Source organism: Streptomyces longispororuber (assembly GCF_024448165.1).
Taxonomy (GTDB): Bacteria; Actinomycetota; Actinomycetes; order Streptomycetales; family Streptomycetaceae; genus Streptomyces; species Streptomyces longispororuber_A.
The window spans coordinates 1-9,799 of record NZ_JAMOLN010000295.1 but is presented as its reverse complement, the minus strand read 5'-3'; the positions used below and the strand labels follow the sequence as shown (position 1 = coordinate 9,799).

9 protein-coding genes and 1 tRNA gene are annotated in these 9,799 nt (G+C 73.2%); 4 read left to right on the top strand and 6 right to left on the bottom strand.

Annotated features, from left to right (window positions below; translation table 11 throughout):
• Nucleotides 1-1,042: LLM class F420-dependent oxidoreductase (locus M4J07_RS44175; RefSeq protein ID WP_255982305.1), on the bottom strand; the 1,042-nt coding region annotated here is incomplete at its 3' end.
• Nucleotides 1,043-1,185: 143 nt separating this feature from the next.
• Between M4J07_RS44175 and M4J07_RS44170 the strand changes: the two genes are divergently transcribed.
• Complete coding sequence (locus M4J07_RS44170; RefSeq protein WP_255982303.1) at nucleotides 1,186-2,169, top strand: aldo/keto reductase; 984 nt, start codon at nucleotides 1,186-1,188, stop codon at nucleotides 2,167-2,169.
• Nucleotides 2,166-4,478 carry a helix-hairpin-helix domain-containing protein gene (locus tag M4J07_RS44165; RefSeq protein ID WP_255982301.1) on the top strand — a complete coding sequence of 771 codons (2,313 nt, stop codon included), beginning with the start codon at nucleotides 2,166-2,168 and terminating at the stop codon, nucleotides 4,476-4,478. The genes M4J07_RS44170 and M4J07_RS44165 overlap by 4 nt, the downstream gene beginning before the upstream one ends.
• Before the next feature lie 63 nt (nucleotides 4,479-4,541).
• On the opposite strand, the gene M4J07_RS44160 is transcribed toward M4J07_RS44165, so the two are convergent.
• A complete protein-coding gene (locus M4J07_RS44160; RefSeq protein ID WP_255982299.1) occupies nucleotides 4,542-5,228 on the bottom strand; it encodes a hypothetical protein in 687 nt (228 codons plus the stop codon).
• A 47-nt stretch (nucleotides 5,229-5,275) separates the two neighbouring features.
• Here M4J07_RS44160 and M4J07_RS44155 point away from each other — a divergent pair, with 47 nt between their 5' ends.
• Nucleotides 5,276-5,464, top strand: coding sequence for a DUF5703 family protein (locus M4J07_RS44155; RefSeq protein ID WP_255982297.1), 189 nt, complete (start codon nucleotides 5,276-5,278; stop codon nucleotides 5,462-5,464).
• A gap of 90 nt (nucleotides 5,465-5,554) precedes the next feature.
• Here the strand turns inward: M4J07_RS44155 and M4J07_RS48075 are convergent, their stop codons facing one another.
• From M4J07_RS48075 to M4J07_RS44135, 3 genes are all read right to left on the bottom strand, one after another.
• Nucleotides 5,555-6,301: a chaplin gene (locus tag M4J07_RS48075; protein WP_305128953.1), complete on the bottom strand. Its 747-nt coding sequence runs from the start codon at nucleotides 6,299-6,301 to the stop codon at nucleotides 5,555-5,557.
• A gap of 154 nt (nucleotides 6,302-6,455) precedes the next feature.
• Nucleotides 6,456-6,689: a chaplin ChpH gene (gene chpH / locus M4J07_RS44140; RefSeq protein ID WP_255982295.1), complete on the bottom strand. Its 234-nt coding sequence runs from the start codon at nucleotides 6,687-6,689 to the stop codon at nucleotides 6,456-6,458.
• A gap of 163 nt (nucleotides 6,690-6,852) precedes the next feature.
• Entirely contained in the window at nucleotides 6,853-8,211 is a 1,359-nt protein-coding gene (locus tag M4J07_RS44135) for a M20/M25/M40 family metallo-hydrolase (RefSeq protein ID WP_305128952.1), read from the bottom strand.
• A gap of 163 nt (nucleotides 8,212-8,374) precedes the next feature.
• Here M4J07_RS44135 and M4J07_RS44130 point away from each other — a divergent pair.
• Nucleotides 8,375-8,459, top strand: a tRNA-Leu gene (locus tag M4J07_RS44130).
• A gap of 79 nt (nucleotides 8,460-8,538) precedes the next feature.
• On the opposite strand, the gene M4J07_RS44125 is transcribed toward M4J07_RS44130, so the two are convergent.
• Nucleotides 8,539-9,717 (bottom strand): ROK family transcriptional regulator, encoded by a 1,179-nt coding sequence (locus tag M4J07_RS44125; RefSeq protein WP_255982290.1) that lies wholly within the window; start codon nucleotides 9,715-9,717, stop codon nucleotides 8,539-8,541.
• Nucleotides 9,718-9,799 lie beyond the last annotated feature (82 nt).

Below are 9,799 nucleotides of genomic sequence, written 5' to 3'. Positions count from 1 at the left end.
CGCGCTCCAGGGCCTCCACGCCCGCCCGCAGCGAGGCGAGCCGCTCGTCGAGCGTGAAGCCGGCCGGGGACAGCGTCAGCGTGGTGACGCCGGCGGCCGCGTAGGCCCGCATCCCGTCCGCGATCCGGTCCACGGAACCGAGCAGCGTGGTGGAGTCGATGAGCTGGTGCGGGATGGCCGCCGCGGCGCCGTCCTTGTCGCCCGCGAGGTACTTGCCCTGCACTTCTGCGGCCTCCTTCTCGTACCCCATGCGCTGCGCGAGCTGGTTGTAGAAGTTCTGCTTGGCGCTGCCCATGCCGCCGACGTACAGGGCGGTGTAGGGGCGGAACGTGTCGGCGAGCGCGGTCACGTCCTTGTCGTCACCGACGGCGATCGGCACGGTCGGACAGACGTCGAAGCCCTCCATCGTCTTGCCGGCCTTCTCGCGGCCCGCGCGCAGGGGCGCGATCGCCGTCTCCTCCAGGTGCTCGGCGGACGGGAAGATCAGCAGGGCGCCGTCGGCGATCTCGCCGGTCTGCTCCAGGTTCTTCGGGCCGATCGCGGCGATGTACAGCGGGATGTGCTCCCGCGTCGGGTGCACGGTCAGCTTGAGGGACTTGCCGGGACCGTCCGGCAGCGGCAGCGTCCAGTGCGCGCCGTCGTACGCGACCCGCTCGCGGCTCATGGCCTTGCGCACGATGTCGACGTACTCACGCGTGCGGGCCAGCGGCTTGTCGAACTTGACGCCGTACCAGCCCTCGGAGACCTGCGGGCCCGAGACGCCGAGGCCGAGCCGGAAGCGGCCGCCGGACAGGGTGTCGAGGGTCGAGGCGGTCATCGCCGTCATCGTGGGCTGGCGGGCCGGGATCTGCATGATGGCCGAGCCGACGTCGATCCGCTCGGTCTGCGCGGCGACGAACGAGAGGACGGTGACGGTGTCGGAACCGTAGGCCTCGGCCGCCCAGCACACCGCGTATCCGAGTCGGTCTGCCTCCTTCGCGACGGCCAGGTTGTCGGTGTCCATTCCCAGGCCCCAGTACCCGAGATTGATGCCGAGCTTCATTGCCACATCCCCTTAGACGGCGTGCGGGACCGCTGGATTACCCACCGGTAATGTCTCTTGCCGGGCACCTTAACGCGGCGGCCCGGGCGAGAGATATCCACAGGGGCCCCCATCCTGACCTTCGGCCAGTAATCTCAGCGCCCATGGAGCAGAGGCATCTCGGCCGTACCGGCCTGCGCGTGTCCCGGATCGGGCTCGGCACCCTGACGTGGGGCCGGGACACCGACGAGCACGACGCCGCCGATCTGTTGAAGGCGTTCTGGGAGGCGGGCGGCACGCTCGTCGACACGGCGGACGTGTACGGGGACGGGGAGTCGGAGTACCTGCTCGGCCGGCTCGTCGAGGGCCTGGTCCCACGGCGGGATCTGGTCATCTCCACCAAGGCGGGCAGCGTGCCCGACCCGGACCGGCGCTTCGACGGCTCGCGCGGCCATCTGCTCGCCGCGCTCGACGCCTCGCTGGCCCGGCTCGGCACGGACTACGTGGACCTGTGGCAGGTCCACGCGTACGACACGGAGACTCCGCTCGAGGAGACGTTGCAGGCCCTCGACATCGCGGTGAGCAGCGGCCGGGCGCGCTACGCGGGCGTCTCGAACTTCTGCGGCTGGCAGCTGGCCAAGGCCGGGACCTGGCAGCTCGCGGTGCCGGGCGTGCGCACCCGGCTCGCCAGTACGCAGATGGAGTACTCGCTGCTGCAGCGCGGGGTGGAGCGGGAGGTGCTGCCCGCCGCGCTGGACCTGGGCATCGGTCTGCTGCCGTCCTCGCCGCTGGGCCGGGGCGTGCTCACCGGCAAGTACCGCGCGGGCACCCCGGCGGACTCGCGGGGCGGCTCCGACCACATGGCGCCGTTCGTCGCGCCGTACCTGGACGAGGCGGCGGGGCACATCGTGGACGCGGTCGCGATAGCCGCGGACGGGCTCGCCGTGACACCGCTGCAGGTCGCTCTCGCGTGGGTGCGGGACCGGCCCGGGGTGGCCGCGCCGATCGTCGGCGCGCGCAACGCGCAGCAGCTCACGGCGGCATTGTCAGTGGAGGCCCTTAGTCTTCCTGACGAGATCTGCCAGGCGCTCGACGACGTGTCGGCGCCCGTGCACCGCTATCCCGATCAGGACTGGAGCACGTTGTGAGTACGGAGTCCGCTGCCGCGGAGAACGAGCCGGGGGCCCGCCCCGACGCCGGGCCGGACACGGAGACACCGGCCGGTGAGGGCCCGTCGCCCGAAGCCGCCGGTGCGGACGAGGCCGGGGAGCCGGTGGGCGGGGCAGGCGAGGCAGGCGGGGCTTCGGAGGCCGACGCCGGAGCCGTCGCCGCCGACGAGGCGGCCGAGACCGAAGCCGAAACCGATGCCGAAGGTGCAACGGAGGCGACCGGGGGCGACACCGAGGGCGATGGTGCCGCCCGGGTGTCCGAGGCCGAGGCCGAGATCGCCGCTCAGCGGGAGTTGCGGGAGCGGATCGCGCAGCGCAAGGCCGCCAAGGAAGGGCCGATCGACGCCGGGGCGAAGCTGAGCGGGAAGGCGGCGGATCTGCTGGCCGCCGTGCGCGCCGTGGAGAGCGGCGAGAAGCCCGTCGCCGCCGTGGTCGCGGAGCCGGTGCCCGAGCCGCGCAGGACCGTCGCGCCCGAGCCGGTGCGCAGGCCCGCACCCGTCGTCGACGCGGGCCCGGACGCGGGGGTCGTGGCGGCGGTGCGGGCCGTGCTCGTGGCCGGCGGGGCGCCCGACTCCCTCGCCGCGGGGGCCGCCTCGGCCCTGGGCGAGGACGCGGACGAGCAACTGCGCGCGGATCCGTGGCAGTTGCTGCGGGTGAGCGGTGTGCGGCCGGAGCAGGCGGACGGGTTCGCCCGGGCGCTCCTCGGCGCCGAGTGCGGTCCCGAGGACGAGCGCAGGGGCCGCGCCGTCACCGTCTGGCTCCTGGAGCAGGCCGCCGTCGCGGGTCACACGGCCCTCGACCTGCCCGTGCTGGCCGACGCCCTCGGCAAGCGGGGCGTGCCCGATCCCGAGGCGGCCGTGCAGAGCGCCGCCGCGGAGGGCGACGCCATCCTCTTCCAGGACGCGCTCGACGACGCACCCGCGCCCGCCCGCGAGCCGGTCCCGGACGGGGCCGAGGACGGGGCCGAGGACGGGGACGACGAGGAGGCCGAGCGCCCGGTCCGGGTCCTCGTCGGCCTGGAGCGGTACGCGCTCGCGGAGGAGAGTCTCGCCGACGGCCTCGCCCGGCTGATCAACTCGGCGCCCAAGGAGGGCGGTTCGTTCGGTGAGGCCGGAGAGGAGGCCGCCGTCGCCGCGGGCGGGACGACGGCCGAGCTGATCCGGGCCCTCGACACCCACCGGCTCGTGCTGCACACCGGCGGCGAGGCCTCCCGCGCGGAGCCGGTGGCCACCGCCGCCGCCGCGGCCCGGCTGGGCCGGCGCGTCTGCGTCGCCGCGCACAGCGCGGACGGGCGGCGCCGGGCCGCCGCGCTCCTGGGCCCCGACGCCCCGGAGACCGCGACGGCCACCGTCGAAGGGCTGCTCACCCAGGCGCAGGGTCCGGGCCGGGACGCGGACGGGGCCCTGGCCCTCGACCTCCTGGTCGTCCTGGACGCCCCGCAGCTGGACGTGGACGGCGCCGCGATGCTCGTGGAGCTGCTGGCCGACGGCACCGGCCTGGTGCTGAGCGGCGACCCGGGCACGCTGTGGTCGGCGGGCCCCGGCCGGGTCTTCGCCGACCTGCTGGCCGCCGGGATCTGCCCGCGGATCGCCTCCCGCACCCCTGACTTCGGCCCGATCGGCGAGCTGGTCTCCGGCATCGGCATCGGTGAGCTGAACCAGGTGGAGGCGCCCGGCAAGGAAGTCGTGATCGTGCCGGTGCGGGACGGCGCCGAGGCGATCCACCGCACCGTGCAGCTGGTCGCCGACTCGGTGCCGCGCGCCATCGGGGTGCCCACGGAGGAGACCCAGGTCATCACACCGGGGCACGCCGGCGCGGCGGGGACGCGCGCGTTGAACGCGGCGCTGAAGGAGCGGCTGAACCCCGGCCCCGGCCGGTTCGGCGGCTTCGACCCCGGGGACCGGGTGGTCCACGTGGCCGGGCCCGGGCGGATCCGGCCGGGCCGGGTGGTCGGCGCCGACGCGGAGGGCCTGCGCCTGGAGTGTGACGGCGAGCCCGTCGTCGTACCCAAGGAGCAGGTGGAGCGGGCCGTGCGGCACGGCTGGGCGGTGACCGGGCACCAGGCCGTGGGGCTGCGCTGGCCGGCGGCCGTGGTGGTGCTGCCCGGGGACGCGACGCAGGCGCTGAGCCGCCCGTGGGTGTACACGGCGTTCGGGCGCGGCGAGCGGCACCTGTCCGTGGTGCACGGGGTCGACTCGGCCCTGCCGCGGGCGGTCGCCGAGGTCGCGGCGAAGCCGCGGACGACCCGGTTGCGGTCGCTGGTCGCGGCCCAGGTTCCGGGGGCGTAGGCAGCCGTCCCGCCGGGTCGGACCCGGCGGGACGGTTCTGCACCTTCGAGGAGCGGGGCGGCGCTAGCGGTCGGCGTCCTCGAGGGCCTCGTCGAGTTCCGCACCGTCGCCTTCGAGGTCGTCCTCGTCGAGGTCGTCGTCGAAGACCGCGCTCATGTCGAAGCGGCACACCACGCGCTGGGGATCGGCCTGGTCGAACGGGGCCTCCAGCCACTCCCCCGGCTCGGCGAGGTCGTCCGACGCCGTGACCCAGAGCGTGGAGTCGCCCTCCTCCAGACCGAACTCCTTGTGCCGGGAGGCGATCTCGTCGGGCTCGTACTCCCCGAAGAGAACGCCGAGGGCGGCATGGACGCTGTTGCCCGCGCCGTTCGCGCCCTCGGGGTCCGGCTCCGGGCCCGCCTCGATGTCGGCGACCCGCCCGGCCTGGGCGAGAAGGCGCTGCGGCTCCACCACGGCGTAGTCGCGTCGGATCAGCACGCTCAGCGCGTTCGGCTCCTCCGGCCCGGTGTACGGCGGCAGCGAGTCCTCGCCGCCGGGGATCTCGAAGGGGGTGACCTCGTCGTAGCGGTCGTAGAGGAGTTCGTCGTACTCCTCGGCCGCCGCGGCGAGTTCGTTGAACGCTTCGTAGACGGCCGGGTCGTCCTCTCCCGACCTGCGCTCGACAGCCGCCAGGTGGCGGTCGAGCGCAGCCTTGACCGCCTCAGCGGCGGCGCGTACCTCGGCAGCGGTGGGCTGCGCAGCATCAGACATAGTGCAGACGCTATCCGTACCGGGCCACTGCCCGCACAATAGATGCGATGCCGGAATACGAATTTGTCGACGTGTACGTACCGCGCGGGGTGTCCCGCAAGGAGGCGACACGTCTGCTGACGGACCATGCAGAGTACGGACACTGGGAGTTGTACCGACTGAGCCTGCACCGCGACGGGAGTCGCCGGGTGCGTCTGCGGCGACGGATCATCCGCCAGCTGCGGGCCACGTGGTGACCTGAACCTGACGGGCGGGACGAGCAAAACGGAGCGGGCCCCGCCGATGCGGGGCCCGCTCCGTTGGTACCGACTGCTCGGCTCAGACCGTCACGCGGCCGCCTTGGCACGCCGGTAGAGCACCGCGCCGGCGAGCAGCGCACCCGCGCCCACCGGGATGACCGCGCCGAGCGGCAGTGAGCTGCCGGTCTGCGCGAGCTGGGACTCGCCCTTGGGCTGGGCGACGGTCTGTGTCCCCGGCTTGTTCGGGGTGTCCGTGCCCGGCTGCCGGGGTGTGGGCGGAATGTTCCGGTCCGTACCCGGCGGGGTGTGTGGCGTGCCCGGGTGCCCGGGGCCACCGGGCGGCGTCGGCGGCTGCTCCGGGCCACCGGGCGGCGTCGTGGTGTGCGAGCCGCCGTTGCCGCAGTCGTTGCCGGACGCGGGGTTGCCGATGCCGACGACGTCGACCGAATTGCCGCACACGTTCACCGGGACGTCCACCGGTACCTGTACGTGGTTGCCGGAGCCGACACCGGGCGAATCGCTGGTGTGCCCCCCGGCGTGCGAGCCGCCGCCGGACGGCTGCTCGTCGCCGTAGCCACCGCCGCTGCCGTCCGAGGTGTTGGCACAGTCGTTGCCCGCCGCCGGGTTGAGCAGCCCGATGACGTTGACCGTGTTGCCGCACACATTGACCGGGACGTTCACGGGAACCTGGACCGAGTTGCCGGAGGCGACGCCGGGGGAACCCGACGCGCTCCCTTCCGCACCCGAGTCGGCGTGTGCGTAACCACCGGTGACGGCCAGCACACCGGACGCGGCCGCCACGGTGATCAGGCCCTTGCGCATGACCTGTCGCATAGCTTTCCCTGCCTTAGAACTTTGCCTGAGCGCCTGCTGGAAAGGCGCGGGGACGCGAGTGTCTCCGCGCCGAATGCCCAATCGGCCCCGGAGCGCATGGCGCGCACTCCGAGGCCGACGGGCTCAGCCCCTCAAGGGGCGAGGCACAACAACGTCAGCTGTTGGTGCAGGTGTTGCCGAAGGCGGGGTTCAGCAGCCCGATCACGGAGACCGTGTTGCCGCAGACGTTCACCGGCACGTGGATGGGCGCCTGGATGACGTTGCCCGACAGCACACCGGGGGACTTCACGGCGGCGCCCTGGGCACCGGCGTCGGCAGCGGCGATGCCCGCACCCGCGAGCACGAGACCGCCAGTGGCAGCCGCAGCAGCGACGACCTTCTTGATCATTATTCCTCCTTGTTGGCAATGCAGTCCCAGCCGCGGACTGCACTCCCTGTAACGAGGAGGAGGTAATGGGGCTACGAGCGTATGGTTCCTTTCACTCTTTTCAGTCAAGTGCGCACGTGCGGCCGATTGTTGGCGAACACGCCGGGTTGACGCCGGGCGGACGTCAGGACGCGTCGATGAACCGGTCGAGCACCCGCACGCCGAACTTGAGGCCGTCCACCGGCACCCGCTCGTCCACGCCGTGGAACATGCCGGCGAAGTCGAGCTCCGGGGGCAGCTGCAGCGGCGCGAAGCCGAAGTTGCGGATGCCCAGTTCGACGAAGGACTTGGCGTCGGTGCCGCCGGAGAGCATGTACGGGATGGCCTTGCCGATCGGGTCCTCGGCCTCGATCGAGGACTTCATGGCGTCGACCAGCGCCCCGTCGAAGGTGGTCTCCACGGCCTTGTCCGCGTGCACGTCCTCGCGCCTGACCTTGGGGCCGAGGATGCGGTCGAGGTCGGCGAGGAACTCGTCCTCGAACCCGGGCAGGAAGCGCCCGTCGACGTGCGCGGTGGCCTCGCCGGGGATCACGTTCACCTTGTAACCGGCGCCCAGCTGCGTGGGGTTGGCCGTGTTGCTGAAGGTGGCGCCGATCAGCTTGGCGATGCCGCCGAGCTTGGCGACGGTCTTCTCCATGTCCTCGGGGTCGAGCTCCACCCCGTACGCATCGCCGAGTTCGTCGAGGAAGTGGCGCAGCGTCTTGGTGACCCGGATCGGGAACTGGTGCCGGCCGAGCCGGGCGACGGCCTCGGACAGCTCGGTGATCGCGTTGTCCCGGTGGATCATCGAACCGTGCCCGGCGGTGCCGGCCACGGTCAGCTTCATCCAGTGCATGCCCTTCTCTGCGGTCTGCACGAGGTAGAGCCGCCGCTGCTCGTTCACCGTGAACGAGAAGCCGCCGACCTCGCTGATCGCCTCGGTGACCCCTTCGAAGAGGTCCGGGTGGTTGTCGACGAGGTGGCGCGCGCCCCAGGTGCCGCCGGCCTCCTCGTCGGCGAGGAAGGCGAGCACGATGTCGCGCGGAGGCTTGCGCCCGGTGCGCAGCCGGTCGCGGACGACCGCGAGGGTCATCGCGTCCATGTCCTTCATGTCGACGGCGCCGCGGCCCCACACGCACCCGTCGGCGACCTCGCCGGAGAACGGGTGGTGGGTCCAGTCCGCCGCGTTGGCGGGGACGACGTCGGTGTGGCCGTGGATGAGGAGCGCGGGCCGCGACGGGTCCTCGCCCTCGATGCGGGCGACCGTGGAGGCGCGGCCGGGGTGGGACTCGAAGATCTTCGGTTCGAGGCCGACCTCGGCGAGCTTCTCCGCCACGTACTCAGCGGCCTTGCGCTCGCCCGGGCCCGAGTGGTCACCGTAGTTGCTGGTGTCGATCTGGATCAGTTCGCGGCAGAGGTCGACGACCTCGTCCTGTCCGGAGACGGCCCTGCCCGCGCTCGACTCACTCACGCTTGTTCCTCTCTCCCTGTGGATCCCTCTCATCCTCCCCCTCCGGGCGCCCGCACCCAAGGGCGGGCACCCCCCGTCACGCGCCGTTCACAGGCCCGACCTGGGGAAAGACCGCGTGATCGGACCACTCGGAAACCCTGGTAATGTTCTCCGTGTCGCCGCGGGAAACACCCCGCAACAAGGCGGCAGACACCTTGTCCGGGTGGCGGAATGGCAGACGCGCTAGCTTGAGGTGCTAGTGCCCTTTATCGGGCGTGGGGGTTCAAGTCCCCCCTCGGACACAGAGACCGGAGGCCGGTCGGGAGAGATCCCGACCGGCCTTCGGCGTTGTGCTTCCCGGTCCCAGCGAAGGGCAGCCCGTCACGAGGACGCCGTGCGCCGGTCGAAGACCAGGGGCCGGGCGGCTCGCAGGGCCGTCGTGAGGGCGCCGAGGAGGACCGCGTCGTCGCCGGCCGTGCTGGCCTCGACGCGGGGTCGCAGCGGGGTGAGGCGGTGCAGGGTTCCGGCCACCGTGGTCAGCAGCAGGTCGGCCCCCCGGCCCACTCCCCCGCCGAGCACCACCAGGTCGGGGTCGAGGACGGCGGTGACGGAGGCGACGGCGAGGGCGAGGCGTTCGCCCTCCTGGCGCACGGCGGTGCCGGCGGCCGGGTCGCCGGTGCGGGCGGCGTCGAAGATGCGCTTGGCGGTGAGGGGTCCGGTCATGCCGAGCGCGCGGGCGGTGCGGACCACGGCGTCGGCGGACACGGCGTCCTCCAGCATGCCGCGGCGGGGCGCGCTGCCGGAGACGGGGACGCCGTCGAGGGGCAGGAAGCCGATCTCGCCGGCCGCTCCGTGCGCGCCGAGGAAGAGTTCGCCGTCGGCGACGACGCCCATGCCGAGGCCGGTGCCGATCAGGACGTAGACGAAGAGGCGGCTGCCCGCGCCCGCGCCGAAGGTGTACTCGCCGAGCGCGGCCAGGTTGGCGTCGTTGTGGACGGAGAGCGGGGTGCCGAGGCTCTCGCGCATCCGCTCGACGAGTCCGGCGCGGCCCCAGCCCGGCAGGTTGACGGCGTAGCGGACCCGGCCGGTGTGGCGGTCGAAGACGCCCGGGGTGCCGACGGCGGTGTGCACGATGTCGGCGGGCGTCAACCCGGCCTCGGCGAGGGCCTGTTCGGCACAGGCCACAGCGGCGTCGGCGACCGTGGTGGCGGCCCGGCCGCGGTTGCGCACCTCGGTGCGGGACACGATGGTGCCGGACAGGTCGGCGACGGCGGTGCGCAGCCGGGCGCGCCCGATGTCGAGGCCGAGGACGTGTCCGGCGCGCGGGTCGGGCTCGTAGAGGACGGCGATGCGGCCGCGGCTCTGGGCGTGGGTGCCCGCCTCGCGGACCAGGCCGGCGCGTTCCAGGGCGGCGAGGGCCGAGGAGACGGTGGGCTTGGACAGGCCGCTGGCGCGGGCGAGCTGGGCCCGGGAGGCGGGGCCTTCGAGCCGTAATCGCTCCAGGAGGAGCCATTCGTTGTTGCTGCGCAGCCGCTGCCGGTTCCAGGGCGGCGTGGTCATGCGGCCGGTCCGGGGGCGGTGACGTGGCAGGCGGCGGTGTGGCCCGTGCCGACCGGCGCCAGGCGCGGGGTGACGCGGTGGC

Excerpts from the sequence above, each read along its gene's own strand:
- M4J07_RS48075 (WP_305128953.1), bottom strand. The coding sequence starts at position 6,301 with ATGCGACAGGTCATGCGCAAGGGCCTGATCACCGTGGCGGCCGCGTCC.
- chpH (WP_255982295.1), bottom strand. The coding sequence starts at position 6,689 with ATGATCAAGAAGGTCGTCGCTGCTGCGGCTGCCACTGGCGGTCTCGTG.
- M4J07_RS44155 (WP_255982297.1), top strand. The coding sequence starts at position 5,276 with ATGCCGGAATACGAATTTGTCGACGTGTACGTACCGCGCGGGGTGTCC.
- M4J07_RS44125 (WP_255982290.1), bottom strand. The coding sequence starts at position 9,717 with ATGACCACGCCGCCCTGGAACCGGCAGCGGCTGCGCAGCAACAACGAA.
- M4J07_RS44135 (WP_305128952.1), bottom strand. The coding sequence starts at position 8,211 with ATGAGAGGGATCCACAGGGAGAGAGGAACAAGCGTGAGTGAGTCGAGC.
- M4J07_RS44160 (WP_255982299.1), bottom strand. The coding sequence starts at position 5,228 with ATGTCTGATGCTGCGCAGCCCACCGCTGCCGAGGTACGCGCCGCCGCT.
- M4J07_RS44170 (WP_255982303.1), top strand. The coding sequence starts at position 1,186 with ATGGAGCAGAGGCATCTCGGCCGTACCGGCCTGCGCGTGTCCCGGATC.